The organism is Streptomyces doebereineriae, assembly GCF_031845645.1.
Lineage (GTDB): Bacteria > Actinomycetota > Actinomycetes > Streptomycetales > Streptomycetaceae > Streptomyces > Streptomyces canus.
This window is the reverse complement of sequence record NZ_JAVREZ010000004.1, coordinates 537,792-553,407: the sequence shown is the minus strand read 5'-3', so window position 1 is coordinate 553,407 and position 15,616 is coordinate 537,792. Positions and strand designations below refer to the sequence as shown.

Annotated in this window: 19 protein-coding genes; 11 read left to right on the top strand and 8 right to left on the bottom strand. The window is 70.2% G+C overall.

The genetic code is table 11. The features are described 5' to 3' along the window. Positions 1-4: 4 nt before the first annotated feature. Genes RNB18_RS15440 through RNB18_RS15430 form a run of 3 tightly spaced genes read left to right on the top strand, consistent with a single transcriptional unit; the run spans position 5 to position 1,777 of the window. Complete coding sequence (locus RNB18_RS15440) at positions 5-1,210, top strand: RNA polymerase sigma factor (protein WP_394817618.1); 1,206 nt, start codon at positions 5-7, stop codon at positions 1,208-1,210. A gap of 10 nt (positions 1,211-1,220) precedes the next feature. Further along, a complete protein-coding gene (locus RNB18_RS15435) occupies positions 1,221-1,550 on the top strand; it encodes a DUF952 domain-containing protein (RefSeq protein WP_311714641.1) in 330 nt (109 codons plus the stop codon). Then, positions 1,547-1,777, top strand: coding sequence for a hypothetical protein (locus tag RNB18_RS15430; RefSeq protein ID WP_311714640.1), 231 nt, complete (start codon positions 1,547-1,549; stop codon positions 1,775-1,777). Before RNB18_RS15435 ends, RNB18_RS15430 begins: the two co-directional genes overlap by 4 nt. Here the strand turns inward: RNB18_RS15430 and RNB18_RS15425 are convergent. The 3 genes from RNB18_RS15425 to RNB18_RS15415 are packed head-to-tail and all read right to left on the bottom strand — an operon-like array spanning position 1,764 to position 3,344. Beyond that, positions 1,764-2,507: a VOC family protein gene (locus RNB18_RS15425; RefSeq protein ID WP_311714639.1), complete on the bottom strand. Its 744-nt coding sequence runs from the start codon at positions 2,505-2,507 to the stop codon at positions 1,764-1,766. The two genes, RNB18_RS15430 and RNB18_RS15425, sit on opposite strands and share 14 nt — an antisense overlap. A gap of 18 nt (positions 2,508-2,525) precedes the next feature. After that, positions 2,526-2,939 carry a VOC family protein gene (locus RNB18_RS15420; protein ID WP_311714638.1) on the bottom strand — a complete coding sequence of 138 codons (414 nt, stop codon included), beginning with the start codon at positions 2,937-2,939 and terminating at the stop codon, positions 2,526-2,528. A 9-nt stretch (positions 2,940-2,948) separates the two neighbouring features. Beyond that, entirely contained in the window at positions 2,949-3,344 is a 396-nt protein-coding gene (locus RNB18_RS15415) for a helix-turn-helix transcriptional regulator (RefSeq protein ID WP_311714637.1), read from the bottom strand. Between the two features lie 103 nt (positions 3,345-3,447). Here RNB18_RS15415 and RNB18_RS15410 point away from each other — a divergent pair, with 103 nt between their 5' ends. The 5 genes from RNB18_RS15410 (at position 3,448) to RNB18_RS15390 (ending at position 8,479) form a co-directional block, all read left to right on the top strand. Continuing rightward, complete coding sequence (locus RNB18_RS15410) at positions 3,448-4,602, top strand: inorganic phosphate transporter (RefSeq protein ID WP_311714636.1); 1,155 nt, start codon at positions 3,448-3,450, stop codon at positions 4,600-4,602. A gap of 19 nt (positions 4,603-4,621) precedes the next feature. Further along, on the top strand, positions 4,622-4,858 hold the full coding sequence (locus tag RNB18_RS15405; protein WP_057612179.1) for a hypothetical protein: 237 nt from the start codon (positions 4,622-4,624) through the stop codon (positions 4,856-4,858). A 26-nt stretch (positions 4,859-4,884) separates the two neighbouring features. Further along, positions 4,885-5,757 carry a polyphosphate kinase 2 gene (ppk2, locus tag RNB18_RS15400; RefSeq protein ID WP_311714635.1) on the top strand — a complete coding sequence of 291 codons (873 nt, stop codon included), beginning with the start codon at positions 4,885-4,887 and terminating at the stop codon, positions 5,755-5,757. Positions 5,758-5,900: 143 nt separating this feature from the next. Beyond that, a complete protein-coding gene (locus RNB18_RS15395) occupies positions 5,901-7,679 on the top strand; it encodes a histidinol-phosphate aminotransferase family protein (RefSeq protein ID WP_311714634.1) in 1,779 nt (592 codons plus the stop codon). Beyond that, positions 7,676-8,479 (top strand): phosphatidate cytidylyltransferase, encoded by an 804-nt coding sequence (locus RNB18_RS15390; protein WP_311714633.1) that lies wholly within the window; start codon positions 7,676-7,678, stop codon positions 8,477-8,479. Before RNB18_RS15395 ends, RNB18_RS15390 begins: the two co-directional genes overlap by 4 nt. A 102-nt stretch (positions 8,480-8,581) precedes the next feature. On the opposite strand, the gene sodN is transcribed toward RNB18_RS15390, so the two are convergent. Beyond that, positions 8,582-8,977, bottom strand: coding sequence for a superoxide dismutase, Ni (gene sodN / locus RNB18_RS15385; RefSeq protein ID WP_007491258.1), 396 nt, complete (start codon positions 8,975-8,977; stop codon positions 8,582-8,584). Between the two features lie 145 nt (positions 8,978-9,122). Here sodN and sodX point away from each other — a divergent pair, with 145 nt between their 5' ends. Beyond that, entirely contained in the window at positions 9,123-9,560 is a 438-nt protein-coding gene (sodX, locus tag RNB18_RS15380) for a nickel-type superoxide dismutase maturation protease (RefSeq protein WP_069765960.1), read from the top strand. Here sodX and RNB18_RS15375 read toward each other — a convergent pair. After that, positions 9,464-10,093, bottom strand: coding sequence for a CGNR zinc finger domain-containing protein (locus RNB18_RS15375; RefSeq protein ID WP_266559649.1), 630 nt, complete (start codon positions 10,091-10,093; stop codon positions 9,464-9,466). The two genes, sodX and RNB18_RS15375, sit on opposite strands and share 97 nt — an antisense overlap. Before the next feature lie 99 nt (positions 10,094-10,192). Between RNB18_RS15375 and RNB18_RS15370 the strand changes: the two genes are divergently transcribed. Then, a complete protein-coding gene (locus tag RNB18_RS15370; protein ID WP_311714632.1) occupies positions 10,193-10,951 on the top strand; it encodes a class I SAM-dependent methyltransferase in 759 nt (252 codons plus the stop codon). Between the two features lie 58 nt (positions 10,952-11,009). On the opposite strand, the gene RNB18_RS15365 is transcribed toward RNB18_RS15370, so the two are convergent. The 3 genes from RNB18_RS15365 to RNB18_RS15355 are packed head-to-tail and all read right to left on the bottom strand — an operon-like array spanning position 11,010 to position 13,701. After that, entirely contained in the window at positions 11,010-11,771 is a 762-nt protein-coding gene (locus tag RNB18_RS15365; RefSeq protein ID WP_311714631.1) for an amino acid ABC transporter ATP-binding protein, read from the bottom strand. A gap of 1 nt (position 11,772) precedes the next feature. Beyond that, a complete protein-coding gene (locus RNB18_RS15360; protein WP_057612172.1) occupies positions 11,773-12,711 on the bottom strand; it encodes an amino acid ABC transporter permease in 939 nt (312 codons plus the stop codon). A 30-nt stretch (positions 12,712-12,741) separates the two neighbouring features. Further along, positions 12,742-13,701, bottom strand: a complete 960-nt coding sequence (locus tag RNB18_RS15355) for an ABC transporter substrate-binding protein (protein WP_311714630.1) — start codon at positions 13,699-13,701, stop codon at positions 12,742-12,744. A gap of 645 nt (positions 13,702-14,346) precedes the next feature. Here RNB18_RS15355 and RNB18_RS15350 point away from each other — a divergent pair. Next, positions 14,347-15,570: an NAD(P)-dependent malic enzyme gene (locus RNB18_RS15350; protein WP_311714629.1), complete on the top strand. Its 1,224-nt coding sequence runs from the start codon at positions 14,347-14,349 to the stop codon at positions 15,568-15,570. Positions 15,571-15,616: the final 46 nt, after the last annotated feature.

Below are 15,616 nucleotides of genomic sequence, written 5' to 3'. Positions count from 1 at the left end.
GACCGTGCGAGGAGCCACCGGGACCGAGGACCTGCTGCGCCTGCACGCGCCGCAGGTCCTCGGCGCGCTGGTCAGGCGGTACGGCCATTTCGACGCCGCCGAGGACGCCGTACAGGAGGCACTGCTCGCGGCGGCCGGGCAGTGGCCGTCGGCAGGGGTGCCCGACAATCCGCGCGGGTGGCTCATCAAGGTGGCCTCGCGGCGGCTGACCGACGCGCTGCGCGCGGAGGAGGCGCGGCGGGCGCGGGAGGAGCGGGTGGCGGCGCTGAGCGTGCGGGACACGGCCGTCGCCGACCGTGCGCCACGCGAGGACGACACCCTGTCCCTGCTGTTCCTGTGCTGCCATCCGCAGCTCACCGCGTCCGCGCAGGTCGCGCTCACCCTGCGCGCGGTCGGCGGTCTGACCACGGCGGAGATCGCCCGGGCGTATCTCGTCCCCGAGGCGACCATGGCCCAGCGCATCAGCCGGGCCAAGCAGAAGGTCCGGGGTCTCGGTTTCGGCCGGCCGGAGAACTGGGAGGAGCGGCTGCCCGCCGTCCTGCAGACCCTCTACCTGATCTTCAACGAGGGGCATACGGCGACCTCGGGCCCGGCCCTCCAGCGGCGCGACCTCGCCGGCGAGGCGATCCGTCTGACCCGCACGGTCCACCGTCTCCTGCCCGACGACTGCGAGATCACGGGCCTGCTCGCCCTGATGCTCCTCACCGACGCCCGTCGCGAGGCCCGCACCGGCCCGGACGGCGACCTGGTCCCCCTGGACGAACAGGACCGCGCCCGCTGGGACAAGGCGGCGATCGAGGAGGGCGTCGCGCTGGTCACCCGGGCGCTGGCCCGCCGCCATGCCGGGCCCTACCAGATCCGCGCGGCCATCGCCGCCGTACACGACGAGGCGCCCTCGCCGGAGGCGACCGACTGGCGGGAGATCCTCGGCCTGTACGACGTTCTCGTACGGCTCGTTCCCGGCCCCGTGGAGCGGCTGAACCGGGCGGTCGCCGTCGCCATGGTCCGCGGACCGGAGGCGGGGCTCGCGGAACTGGACTCGCTCACCGGCGAGTTGGGGCACCGACTGGACGCCGTACGCGGGCATCTGCTGGAGCGGGCCGGTTCCCACGAGCAGGCCCGGGCCGCGTACGAGTCGGCGGCGGCCAAGACCCTGAGCCTGCCCGAGCAGCGCTATTTGCAGGGGCGGGCGGCCCGGCTGAGGCCCTAACGTGGGCCCCATGTCCACGACACCCATCCTGCACCTGACGGAACGCTCCCTGTGGGACGAGGCGCGCGCCCGGGGCACGTACGAGATGTCCACGCGCGGCCGCACCCTCCAGGAGGAGGGGTTCATCCACTGCTCGACGCGCGAGCAACTGCCCGCCGTCGCCGCCTTCCTGTACGGGTCCTACGACGGCCCCGACGAACTGGTGCTCCTCGTCATCGACCCCGCGCGGCTGGCCGTACCGCTGAAGTACGAGGCCCCCGAGCCCGGTGCCGAGGAGTTCCCGCACATCTACGGGCCGCTCCCGGTGGAGGCGGTCGTCGACGTGGAACCGTGGGAGTGAGCGGTCGCCGTCGATTGTGGCGCTGGGGCCTGTCGGTGTGGGCGGCTCTCGTGGTCGCGGCGGGCGGGCTGACGCTCTGGCTCCAGGACTCGGACGAGCCGTCGGGGCCGTACGTGTGGGAGCGGGCGACTCCGACACCCTCGCTCCCGGAGGGGTGGCAGACGGCGTGCTCCCGCTCCTCCCCCGACGAGCAGGGCCGTACCCTCTGCTTCTTCAGGAGCCGCTAGGCACTCCGCCCGTTTCCGGGTCCCGGCCGGTCAGGCAGTAGGTGCCGCCTGCCGGGTCCCTCATCACTGTCCAGCGGCTGCCTTCGGCGACGAACTCGGCGCCCAGGCGCTCGTGTTCGGCCCGCGTCTCAGCGATGTCCGCGCAGGCGAGGTCCAGATGGGCGGAGACGGGGCGTTCCTCGTCGAGGCGCTGGAGGAGGATGCGGACCGGGAGGCCGGCCGGCGGCTTGAGCACATGGAATTCGGGGAGCGAGCCGGAGAGGGACTCCCAGTCGGGCAACAGGGCGGCCCAGAAGGCGACTTCGGCGTCGTAGAGGGAGGGCGGGATGTCGAGGCAGACCTGGTCGAGGCGGGTGCCGCGGACCACCGGCGGGCGGGTCGACTGCCCGCGCCAGGGATCGGCGCAGAACAACTGACCGGCGGGGGAGCGGAGCACGACCAACGTGCCCTGATCGGCGACCACATGCGCGCCGAGCGCCTGCGCCCCCTTCGCGAACTTCCGTACGTCGTCGACACAGAAGTCGAGATGAGCACCGCCGGGCCCGGAGGCGACGGCCTGAACCTTGACGCAGGCGTCGGCCCCGCCGGGCGGCACCAGGGTCACGAACTCCCGCCGCTCGCCCCGGGAGTCGGACAACCGGGTGCCGGTGGCGCCGGTCCAGAACTCGCAGGCCTGGGCGAATCGTGGCACGGGCCGGTCAACGAAGGCGTACGTCCAGCGGGTAGTCATGCCGTGATCGTAGGCGCCCTACTTCGGCGCTTCCATGAACCGCAGCATGTTCCCCGCCGGATCCCGGAAAGCGCAGTCCCGCACTCCGTACGGCATGTCGGTGGGCTCCTGGATCACCTCCGCTCCCGATTCCCGCACCCGGGCGAACAACGCGTCGCAGTCGGTGGTCGTGAAGTTGACCCCCCGCAGCAGCCCCTTGGCCAGCAACCGGGCCATGGCCTCCTTGTCCGCGGGGGAGGCGTCGGGATCGGCGGCGGGCGGCTCCAGGACGATGTCCACGTCCGGCTGGAGCGGCGAGCCGACCGTCACCCAGCGCATGCCCTCGTACCCGACGTCACCGCGCACCTCCATGCCCAGGACGTCCCGGTAGAACGCGATCGCCTTGTCGTGGTCGTCCACGGCGATGAAGCAGTTCTTGAGTCTGATGTCCATGGGTTCACGTTAGGCCCGTCGGGGCCGGGTGTGCCTGCGGACCACGCAGGGAGGGATCCCCGCGATCTCCTCGTGGGAGCGGGCGCGGTACGTGCTCGGCGTCTCGCCCACCAGTTCCGTGAAGCGCGAGCTGAAGGAGCCGAGGGACGTACACCCCACGGCCATGCAGACCTCGGTGACGGACAGGTCCCCGCGCCGCAGCAGCGCCTTCGCGCGCTCGATGCGCCGGGTCATGAGATAGCCGTACGGCGTCTCACCGAACTCGGCGCGGAAACTGCGCTGGAAGTGGCCCGGTGACATCAGCGCGGTGCGGGCGAGCGCGGTCACGTCGAGCAGCTCGATGTACTCGCGGTCCATCCGGTCCCGCGCCTGTCGCAGCCGCACCAGGTCCTCGATGCTCACCATCACGCCAGCATCGCACGACGCTCACGAGCTGGGCGCGTGGACCTGGAACGCGCTTTGCCTCGCGTTCGCCTGCCGTATGGAAGCGCTTGTTCCCATGAGAGGCATGGACCACATCACGTTCCTCGTGGCGGTCGTCATCGTCACTGCCCTGGCTTTCGACTTCACCAACGGATTCCACGACACGGCCAACGCGATGGCGACGTCCATCGCGACCGGCGCACTGAAACCCAGGACCGCGGTCCTGGTGAGCGGCGTCCTGAACGTCGTCGGCGCCTTCCTGTCGACCGAGGTCGCCAAGACGATCTCCGGCGGCATCGTGGACGACGCCCTCGTGTCACCGGGGATGATCTTCGCGGGGCTGGTCGGAGCGATTCTGTGGAACCTGCTGACCTGGCTGGTCGGCCTGCCGTCGAGCTCCTCGCACGCGCTCTTCGGCGGACTCGTCGGAGCGGTCTGGGTCGGCGCGGGCTCCCACGGCGTCCACTTCGACAAGGTGGTCGAGAAGATTCTGATCCCCGCCGTGGCCTCACCGGTCGTGGCGGGTGTGGCGGCGCTCATCGCCACCTACCTCGCCTACAAGCTCACCACTCGCGCCCGGAAGGACTCGGTGACCAGGGGTTTCCGGCTCGGCCAGATCGCCTCCGCGTCCCTCGTCTCCCTCGCGCACGGCACCAACGACGCCCAGAAGACCATGGGCGTCATCACGCTGACCCTCATCTCGGCGGGCGCGCTCGGCCACGACGCCGGTCCGCCGGTCTGGGTCATCGCCTCCGCCGGTCTCGCGATCGGCCTCGGCACCTACCTCGGCGGCTGGCGGATCATCCGCACCATGGGCAAGGGCCTCACCGAGATCCAGTCCCCGCAGGGCTTCGCCGCGGAGAGCGCGTCCACGACGGTCATCCTGACCTCCGCGCACCTCGGTTTCGCCCTTTCGACCACCCAGGTCGCCTCGGGCAGCATCCTCGGCGCGGGCCTCGGCCGGAAGCTGGCGGAGGTCCGCTGGGGCATCGCCGGGCGCATGGTCGCGGCCTGGCTGATCACCCTGCCGGCGGCCGCGCTGGTCGGCGGCGTCTCCGCGAGCGCCGTGAAGCACGGCGGGAACTTCGGCACGGTCGTCGTCGCGCTGGTCGGTGCCGCCGTCGCCGCGGGCATTGTGCTGCTCTCGCGCCGCAACCCGGTCGGCGCGCACAACGTCAACGACGCCCACGAGGTCACCCTCCGCACCGAGCCGCCGGCGCGCGTCGGTACGGCCGCCTGAACCCCCAGGAGTTCCTGTCATGAGCATCGACTGGACCGCACTCGGCCAGGTCACCGCGGTGAGCGTCGGCGTCACCGTCGCCGTGGTCGTCGTCTTCGCCCTCGGTGTCCTGGGCCTCGCCCGCTTCGAGGGGGCGAGGGAGGATGGCGGTGGTGGCACCTCCACACTCGGCATCGCCCAGGCCGGCCTGTGCTTCCTCGCCTGCGCGGCGGTGGTGGCGTACGGCATTTATCTGATCGTGCCGCAGTTCCACTGATCCACCGAGACGAGAGGGGAGCAACGATGACGCCCCTGCTGACCGATCTGAAGGTCGACTACACCGACCCCGACGACCCCGTCCTCATCCGCCCGGACGGCAGCCCGATCGACACCTGGCGGGAGAACTACCCCTACGCGCACCGCATGGAGCGCAAGGAGTACGACTGGCACAAGCGGCTCCAGCAGATCGAACTGCTGAAGCTGCAGAGCTGGATCAAGGAGACCGGGCGCCGGCTCGTCATCGTCTTCGAGGGGCGGGACGCGGCCGGCAAGGGCGGCACCATCAAGCGCTTCACGGAGCACCTGAACCCCCGTGGCGCGCGGGTGGTGGCGCTGGAGAAGCCCACCGAGCGCGAGCGCGGGCAGTGGTACTTCCAGCGGTACGTCGAACATCTGCCGACGGCGGGCGAGATCGTGCTGTTCGACCGGTCCTGGTACAACCGGGCCGGGGTGGAGCGGGTCATGGACTTCTGCTCGGACGACGAGTACCGGCGCTTCATGCGGCAGGCCCCGCTGTTCGAGCGGATGCTCGTCGACGACGGGGTGGACCTGCTGAAGTTCTGGTTCTCGGTCTCCCAGGGCGAGCAGCGCACCCGCTTCACGATCCGTCAGATCGATCCCGTACGGCAGTGGAAGCTCAGCCCCATGGACCTCGCGTCCCTGGACCGCTGGGACGACTACACCGCCGCCAAGGTCGCCATGTTCCGTGAGACGGACACCCAGTTCGCGCCCTGGACGGTGGTCAAGAGCAACGACAAGAAGCGGGCGCGCGTCGAGGCCATGCGCAGTGTGCTGGCCCGCTTCGACTACTCGGACAAGGACGACGAGGTGGTCGGCACCCCGGACCCGCGGATAGTGGGCGCGGCGGCGGGACTGCTGGAGGCGGGCGAGGACTAGGAGGCGTTGCGGGCCGGGTCCTGGAGCACACCGGGGGCGATCGCGCCTGAGTACACGTACTCAGGCGGGTAGCGGCGCTCGGCTCTGGCAGGGGCGATGCGGGTTTTCCATGATGCAACTCACCCGCGTCGAAAGAGGTGCTCATGGTTCGGGACCTGCAGCTGCGCTCAGCCACTTCCGAGGATCTCGACTGGATCCACGAACTGCGTCACCGGGTCTACGCACAGGAGTTGGGCCAGCACACGCCGGATCCGGCCGGGCGGCTGCGAGACGGTCTCGACGGTGACAACGTCTACCTCGTCGCGGCGCGCGGAACCGCCCGCATCGGCTTCGTCAGCCTCACCCCGCCCTGGCTGGGGCGGTTCGGGCTGGACAAGTACCTGACCCGCGACGAACTGCCGGTGTTGGCCGGCGACGACGTGTTCGAGGTGCGCATCCTCACCGTCGAGCCGCGCTGGCGCGCCACCTCGGCGGCGCCCCTGCTGATGTACGCGGCGCTGCGCTGGATCGCCTCCCGGGGCGGCCGTCGGGTGGTGGCGATGGGGCGTACGGAAGTGCTCGACCTGTACCGGGCCGTCGGTCTGCGCCAGGTCGGCCGTACCGTCCGCAGCGGGGCGGTGACGTTCGAGGTGCTGACCGGCGGTGTGCCCGAGCTGACGAGGCGGGCCAGGGAGCGGTACGGCAGCGCGCTGGAGCGGTTGCGGTCCGTGGTGGACTGGCGGCTGGACATGCCGTTCGCGCCCCGGCCGGACGGCTGCGAGCACGGCGGTGCCTCGTTCACGGCCATCGGCACGGACTTCCGCACCCTGCACCGGCGGCACGACATCGTCATGGCCGATGTGCTGGACGCCTGGTTCCCGCCGGCCCCAGGAGTGCGGGCGGCCCTCGCGGACGACCCGGACTGGGCCGCCCGTACCTCGCCGCCGTCCGGCGCCGAGGGTCTGTCGGCGGAGATCGCCGCGGCCCGGCAACTGCCGCAGGACGCGCTGGCGGTGGGGGCCGGTTCGTCCGACCTGATCTTCCGGGCGTTCGGCCGCCGACTGACCCCGCAGAGCCGGGTACTGCTGACCGACCCGTGCTACGGCGAGTACGCCCACGTCACGGAGCGGGTGATCGGATGCAGGGTGGACCGGTTCCCGCTGCGCCGTGAGGACGGCTGGCGGATCGATCCGGACCGGCTGTCCGCGGCCGTCCACTCCGGCCGCTACGACCTCGTCGTGGTGGTCAACCCGAACAACCCGACCGGGCGGCACGCGCCGGCGTCCGGGCTGCGCGCAGTGATCGCGGCCGCGCCGGACCGTACGCACTGGTGGATCGACGAGGCATACCTGGGCTACGTCGGCCTGGACGAGTCACTCGCCGGCCTCGCCGCTACGGACCCGCGGGTGACCGTCTGCACCTCGCTGTCGAAGATGTACGCGCTGTCCGGCATGCGGGCCGCGTACGTGGTGGCCGAACCGGCCACGGCGGAGGAACTGCGCCGATGGACTCCGCCCTGGCCGGTCAGTCTGCCGGCACAGCTGGCCGCCGTGGCGGCGTTGCGCGCTCCGGAGTACTACCTCGACCGCTGGCATGCCACGCACGCCCTGCGTCGGCGGCTTGCGGCGGATCTGGCCGGGTCGGCGCAGGACGTGACGGTCGAGGAGTCCGTGGCGAACTTCCTCTCGGTGACCCTGCCGCCGGGCGGACCGAGTGCCGCGCAACTGGTGCACGAGTGCCGCCGCCAGGGTGTGTATCTGCGCGACCTGTCGCCGTTGTCGCCGCGGTACGAGGGGCGCACCGTGCGCATCGCGGTCCGGGACACCACCGAGAACGCGCGCATCGTGGCGGCGTGCCGGGCCGCCCTGGACGTGCTGCGGCCGGGGTCCGCCGCGCCCGTGGCGACGCCCGTGGGCGTTTCCGCCACGGGAGCCGCTCGGTGATCACCGTGGCCTCGCTGGCGCCCTACCTTGGTGGGGCGCTGGCCCTGGGCGGTGTGGCGGTGGCGGCCTCAAGGCGCCGCGAGCTGATCGTCCGGTGGTGCGCCTGGGCGGTCGGGGTGCCGCTGGTCACCGGGGCGTTCTGGTGGGGCGAGCCGGGTACCGCGGCCGTCGCCGTCGTGGTCGGGGTGATCGCGGTGCTGGAGTTCGGCGGGCTGATGCTGCTGGGCAGGGCGGACCGTGCGGTGCTGGCCGCGGCGGTGGCGGGTGTGGTGCTGACCGCCTGGCTGGCGCCCGGCGAGGTGCTTCGGGCGCTGGCGGTCGGGGCGCTCACGGTGGCCGCGGTGCCGTTGGTGACCGGCGACGCCGAGCATGGCCTGCGTCGGCTCGGCGCCGGGCTGCTCGGGCTGGCCTGGCTGAGTGTGCTGGCCGCGCTGGTGCCCCTCGGGGCAAGCGCGCTGGCGTTGTTCGTGGCGGTCTCGGTCGCCGACATCACGGCGTACTTCGCCGGACGACGGCTCGGTGGGCCACGGTTGTCGCCGCTGTCACCGGCCAAGCGATGGAGCGGGACCCTCGCCGGGGCCGCGGCCGGGCTCGGCGTGCTGGCCGTGCTGTCCGCGCTGAGCTGGCCGATGGCGGTCGCGGTGGCGGTCGGCGGGCCCGCCGGGGACCTGCTGGAATCCATGATCAAGAGGGGTGCGCAGGTCAAGGACGCCGGCCACTGGCTGCCCGGCTCCGGCGGCCTGCTGGACCGGATCGACTCCCTGCTCGTCGCACTGGCCGTGCTGCTCGTCCTGAGCTGACGTCCTACGCGGAAGGGGGGCGGCGGGCGTGAGCCGGCGGCGGCCCGGGCTCGGCCGGTATCAGCCGGCCGAGCCCCTTCCACACGTTCACCGACCCTGGGGTCAGGCCTTCTTGGTCTCCCAGAAGATCTTGTCGATCTGGGCGATGTAGTCCAGAGCCTTCTGACCGGTGGCCGGGTCGGTCGAGCCCTTGGCGGCCGAGAGGGCCTTGAGGGCGTCGTTGACCAGCTGGTGCAGCTCCGGGTACTTCTCGAAGTGCGGGGGCTTGAAGTAGTCGCTCCAGAGCACGGAAACGTGGTGCTTCGCGAGCTCGGCGCGCTGCTCCTTGATGACCGTGGCACGGGCCTGGAAGTGCGGGTCGTCGTTGGCGGCCATCTTCTCCTGCACGGCCTTCACCGACTCCGCCTCGATGCGGGCCTGGGCCGGGTCGTACACACCGCAGGGCAGGTCGCAGTGTGCGCTGACCTTGACCTTGGGGGCAAACAGGCGGGAAAGCATGGAGCATTCCTTCCTCGTGATCGTCTTCTCTGGTGCGACATTACTCCCTGAGAGAGGCGAATTCGCGGGTGCCCCCATGGGCTTAGGACAAAAGTCCGGGGTCAGACTGAGACTGGTGGATGAACGTACCGGGGAGGTGCCGGGGATGCCGGAGCTGTCGCAGGAGACCGAGCGGGAGAGGTCGTTGCTGCCCTTTGTCGGGGTGGCCGAGGTGACCGGGCCGTCGATGGTGCCCACGCTCCAGCACGGTGACCAGCTCGTCGTGCACTGGGGGGCCAGGGTCGGTCCCGGTGACATCGTGGTTCTGCGGCATCCGTTCCAGCAGGACCTGCTCGTCGTCAAGCGGGCCGTCGAGCGCCGCGAGGGCGGCTGGTGGGTGCTCGGGGACAACGCGTTCGCGGGCGGCGACAGCACGGACTACGGCGTCGTCCCCGAGGAGCTCGTGCTGGGGAAGGCCCGGCTGCGTTACCGGCCGCTCAAGCCGGGTCAGCGCTCGCCGCTGGCCGCCGCGCGCTGGGCGCTGTCAGCCGTACGGCCCGTCTTCCCCGACCGGTCGGCCTCCAGGCGTTTGCGGGCACGGTAGGCGGCCACGTTGGCGCGGGTGGCGCAGCGGTCGGAGCAGTAGCGCCGGGAGCGGTTGGTGGAGGTGTCCAGGTAGGCGTTGCGGCAGGGGGCCGCCTCGCACAGGCCCAGCCGGTCCACGCCGTACTCGGTGAGGTGGAACGCCAGGCCCATCGCCGCGATCGCCGCGTACCCGGCGGTGGCGTTGGACGGGTGGTCCGCCAGGTGCATGTGCCACAGCGGGCGGCCGTCGTCGTCGCGGAAGTCGTGCCCGGAGATCTGCGGGCTCACCGGGAACTCCAGCAGGAGCGAGTTCAGCAGGTCCACCGCGAGCGTCTCGTCGCCCTGGTCCGCCGCCTCGAAGACCGACCGCAGCCGGGCCCGGACCGAACGGAACCGGGTGACGTCGGCGTCGGTGGCGCGGCGGGCGCCCGTGCCGTAGCCGCCGAACAGATCGCGGACGGCCTCCACCGAGGTCAGTGTGTCCTTGCCGCGGGCCGGGTCCTCGCTGTTGACCAGACGTACGGCGTAGTCCGAGTAATAGGCCAGTTCCACTTGTAGTCCTTACGGAGGCGTTCTATCGTCGTGGCACGGTCGGGTAACAGCTGATCGTGCTTCCAGGGTATTACGACAGTGAGCGGACAGGGGGCTCCCATGACGACTGGTGTCGGCACGGACTGGCAGGCCTGGCAGGAGAGCTGGGACCGGCAGCAGGAGTGGTACATGCCGGACCGCGAGGAGCGGTTCCGGGTGATGCTCGACATGGTCGAGGCCCTCGTCGGGCCCCGGCCGCGCGTGCTCGACCTCGCGTGCGGCACGGGAAGTATCACGGCCAGGCTGCTCGCCCGGTTCCCCGACGCGACCAGCACCGGCGTGGACCTCGACCCGGCGCTCCTCGCCATCGCCGAGGGCACGTTCGCGGACGACGAGCGGGTCACCCTCGTGACGGCCGACCTCAAGGACCCGGACTGGCCCGCGAAGCTGCCGTACGACTCGTACGACGCCGTCCTGACCGCCACGGCCCTGCACTGGCTGCACAGCGAACCCCTCGCGGCTCTCTACGGCCGGATCGCGGAACTCGTGCGCGACGGCGGTGTCTTCATGAACGCGGACCACATGATCGACGAGGCCACGCCCCGGATCAACGCGGCCGAACGCGCGCAGCGTCACGCACACATGGATCAGGCCAAGCGGGACGGCGCCCTCGACTGGGCCGCATGGTGGCAGGTCGCCGCCGAGGACCCCGTGCTCGCCGGGCCGACGGCGCGCCGCTTCGAGATCTACGGCGAGCACGCCGACGGGGACATGCCATCCGCCGCGTGGCACGCACGTGTGCTGCGCGAGAAGGGCTTCGGGGAGGCCCGGCCGGTGTGGTGCTCCCCCTCGGACACGCTGCTGCTCGCGCTCAAGTAGGTGCCCATGCGAAAGGGGCGGTACGGGAATCCCGTACCGCCCCTTCGACGTCGTACCGCTAGAGCACCTTCGACAGGAACGCCTGCGTGCGCTCGTGCTGAGGGTTCGTCAGGACCTCGCGGGGATCGCCGGACTCCACCACCACGCCGTCGTCCATGAAGACCAGGCTGTCGCCGACCTCGCGGGCGAAGCCCATCTCGTGGGTGACGACGACCATCGTCATGCCGGACTCGGCGAGGTCGCGCATGACGTCGAGGACGTCACCGACCAGCTCCGGGTCGAGCGCCGAGGTCGGCTCGTCGAAGAGCATCAGCTTCGGGTCCATCGCGAGCGCCCGGGCGATCGCCACGCGCTGCTGCTGGCCGCCGGAGAGCTGGGCGGGGTAGCTGCCCGCCTTGTCGGCCAGGCCCACCTTCTCCAGGAGCTCCCGCGCGCGTTCCCGGGCCTGGGTCCTGCCCGCGCCCTTGACCTGGACCGGTGCCTCCATGACGTTCTCGGCGGCCGTCATGTGCGGGAACAGGTTGAACCGCTGGAACACCATGCCGATGTCCCGGCGCTGCCGCGCGACCTCGCTGTCCTTGAGCTCGTACAGCTTGTCGCCCTTCTCGCGGTAGCCGACCAGCTCGCCGTCGACGTACAGCCGGCCGGCGTTGACCTTCTCCAGGTGGTTGATGCACCGCAGGAAGGTCGACTTGCCGGAGCCCGAGGGGCCGATGAGGCAGAAGACCTCGCCCTGCTTCACTTCCAGGTCGATGCCCTTGAGGACCTCCACCAGGCCGAAGGACTTGTGGACGCTCTCGGCCTTCACCATGGCGGTCATGTCACACGCCCCTTTCGCGACTGAAGGCCATCAGGTTGACCCTGATCTTCTGCCACGGCGTCGGCGGCAGGCTCCGGGACGAACCGCGGGCGAAACGGCGCTCCAGGTAGTACTGGAAGACGCTGAACACGCTGGTCATGACCAGGTACCAGATGGAGGCCACGAACAGCATCTCCATGACGGCGTACGACGTCGAGCCGATCGTCGAGGTGGCGCGCAGCAGTTCGTTGTACGTCACCGCGTACACCAGCGACGAGGTCTTCAGCATGTTGATGAACTCGTTGCCGGTCGGCGGCACGATCACCCGCATCGCCTGCGGGATCACGATCCGGCTCAGCGTCTTGCCGTGGCTCATGCCGAGCGCGTGCGCGGCCTCCGTCTGGCCCTCGTCGACGGCCATCAGACCGGCGCGGCAGATCTCCGCCATGTACGCGGCCTCGTTGAGGCCCAGGCCCAGCAGGGCGCACATGAACGGCGTCATCACGTCCGTCATCTCGTCCTTGTAGATCGGACCGAGATTCAGCATCGGGAAGATCAGCGCCAGGTTGAACCACAGCAGCAGCTGGACGTAGACCGGGGTCCCGCGGAAGAACCAGATGTAGAACCAGGCCACCCAGCTCGTCACCGGGTTCTTGGAGAGCCGCATCACGGCCAGCACGACGCCGAGGACCACGCCCACGATCATCGCGAGGACGCTGATCAGCAGGGTGCGGCCGGCACCCGCGAGGACCGTGGAGTCGAACAGCTTGTCGCCGACCGCGCTCCACTGGATCTTCTCGGCGGTGGCGAACGCGTTGACCAGCAGGGCCACCAGCGCCAGCACGATGACCGCGCTGACGTAGCGGCCGTAGTGGCGGACCGGGATGGCCTTGATGGTCTCCGGTGGGAGGGAGGCCGGCGGCGGTGTGTCCGCCGGCTCCTTGTCGATCTTGTCAGTCACCGTGACTGCCCTTCAGTGGTGCCGGGTCCGTCACTTGCCGCCGTTGACCGCGGCCTTGTCGATGGCGCCGGTCTCGGCGCCCCACTTGTCCAGGACCTTCTTGTACGTGCCGTCCTCGATGATGGCGTTCACGGCCGCCTCCAGGGCGCTCGTGAGCTCCTTGTTGTCCTTGTTCACGGCGATGCCGAACGGGCCGGCGTCGACCTGCTCGCCGACGACCTCGAAGGCGTTGCCGCCATCGGCCTTGCGGGCGAGGTCGACGGCGACCGGGTAGTCGTTGACGCCCGCGACCGCGCCGCCCGACTTCACCCGGGTCTGGGCCTCGGTGTCGTTGTCGAACGACTCGATCGTCATCTTCTTCTTGCCGGCCTCGGTGCACGCCTTGGACTGCTTCTGCAGCGCCTGCTCGTAGGTCGTGCCGCGCTGCACGGCGACCTTCTGACCGCAGAGGTCCTCGATCGAGCCGATCTTCTTCGGGTTGCCCTTCTGGACGTAGATGGCGGTGCCGGCCGTGAAGTAGTCGACGAAGTCGACACCGGGGCCGAGCTTCTTGCCGTCCTCGTCCAGGCCCTCCTGGCGCGCCTTGGTGTCCGTGATGGAGGACATGGCGACGTCGTAGCGCCCGGAGTTCAGGGAGCTGATCAGGCCGTCGAAGGAGCCCGAGGTGAACTGGAACTCCACGCCCAGCTGCTTGCCGAGCGCGGCCGCGATGTCGGGGTCGACGCCGACGATCTTGCCGCCCTCCTGGTACTCCATGGGGGCGTACTCGGCGTTGGTGCCGACCTTGATGACGCCGGCCTTCTGGATCTTCGCGGGCAGCTTGTCGAACAGCGGGGCGCTGCTGGACGACGAGGATTCCTTGCTGCTGCCGCCGCTGTCCGTCTGGTCACCGCAACCGGTGAGAATCAGGGCGCCTGCGACCGCGATCGCACCTACCGCGGCTGTCCTGGTGCGCGCGACGGTCGTACGACGGGTGGAGCTTGCGGTCATGGTGGGTTCCTCCGGCGGATGGGTGGAGTTGCCGATGGGCGGGGCGGCTGCCGAGTGGTTCGGCAGCACTGCCTTCATTCCTCAGGTCGACGAGAGCACACGCCTTCGAGTGTCGCGACCTCGTGTGATGACGGCATCTTGCCATTCGGACTGGACCATTCAGGGGGCCGGTCATGTCAAAATCGGATAACGGGTGACCCCCGAACCGCACCATGTCCGTACATCACGACCGGACCATCTGCGGGAATCTGGCATTCCGGCCGGAAGATCTTCGGTGTGCGTCGCGGAGCGGGTGACCTGGACGGGGCGGGCCGCGGTCGGTTGAGCGACCGTCCGGTGATCGTCAAGGGCCCGCTGATGGTTTGTCCGGATGGCCCTCCATGATTCATGTCACCGGCCTCCGATGATCGATGATCGATTTACGTTCCGGCATGTGACCTTGGACGTATTGGACTCGTCCTCGACGCCGGTCGTCCGGTAAGAAGGTTCTTTACACCCCTCATCCGGGGCTCAGGGCGCGTGTGCGGCGCGCCCGTCGTGTACCGGCCCGTACGCATCAGTGAACAGGGCCGTACGCGGTGCCCGCCCACTTCTCAACCAGGAGTGGCCACCCTCAAACCATGAAGACCTAAGGGGTAAGACAAAGTGGCAGCGGAGATCGTCAATCCTCGCAGCGACAGCGATACGGGACAGGACGGAGGGGCGGAGCCCCTCGATTCCTTCGACCCCGCGTTCGCGCTGCACCGCGGCGGCAAAATGGCTGTGCAGGCCACCGTGCCGGTCCGTGACAAGGACGACCTGTCCCTCGCGTACACGCCCGGCGTGGCGAAGGTGTGCAGCGCCATCGCCGAGCAGCCGGACCTTGTCCACGACTACACGTGGAAGTCGTCGGTCGTCGCCGTCGTGACGGACGGTACGGCCGTGCTGGGGCTCGGCGACATCGGGCCCGAGGCCTCCCTCCCGGTCATGGAGGGCAAGGCGATCCTGTTCAAGCAGTTCGGCGGCGTGGACGCGGTTCCGCTCGCGCTGGCCTGCACGGACGTCGACGAGATCATCGAGACGGTGGTCCGTCTGGCGCCCTCCTTCGGCGGCGTGAACCTCGAGGACATCTCGGCTCCCCGGTGCTTCGAGATCGAGCGGCGGCTCCAGGAGCGGCTCGACATTCCCGTGTTCCACGACGACCAGCACGGGACCGCGGTCGTGACGCTGGCGGCACTGCGGAACGCCGCGCGGCTGAGCGGGCGGTCCATCGGGGATCTTCGTGCGGTGATCTCCGGTGCGGGTGCGGCGGGCGTGGCCATCGCCAAGATGCTCGTCGAGGCGGGCATCGGCGATGTCGCCGTCGCCGACCGCAAGGGTGTCGTGTCCGCCGACCGGGACGACCTCACGTCCGTGAAGCGGGAACTGGCCGGGTTCACGAACAAGGCGGGGTTGTCGGGGTCGCTGGAGGACGCGCTCGCGGGTGCGGACGTCTTCATCGGTGTGTCCGGCGGTACGGTCGCGGAGTCGGCGGTCGCCTCCATGGCGGAGGGGGCCTTCGTGTTCGCGATGGCCAACCCGGACCCCGAGGTGCACCCGGATGTCGCGCACAAGTACGCGGCCGTGGTGGCCACCGGGCGGTCCGACTTCCCGAACCAGATCAACAACGTCCTGGCGTTTCCGGGGATCTTCGCGGGGGCGCTGCAGGTGCGGGCCTCGCGGATCACGGAGGGCATGAAGCTCGCGGCGGCCGAGGCGCTGGCCGCGGTGGTCGGGGACGATCTGGCGGCGGACTACGTGATCCCGTCCCCGTTCGACGAGCGGGTGGCTCCGGCGGTTACGGCGGCGGTTGCCGCGGCGGCTCGGGCTGAGGGTGTCGCTCGCCGCTGAGTTCTGTTGGGTGTGAGGTGGCCTCGTCCGGGTGTGGTTCGTTCCG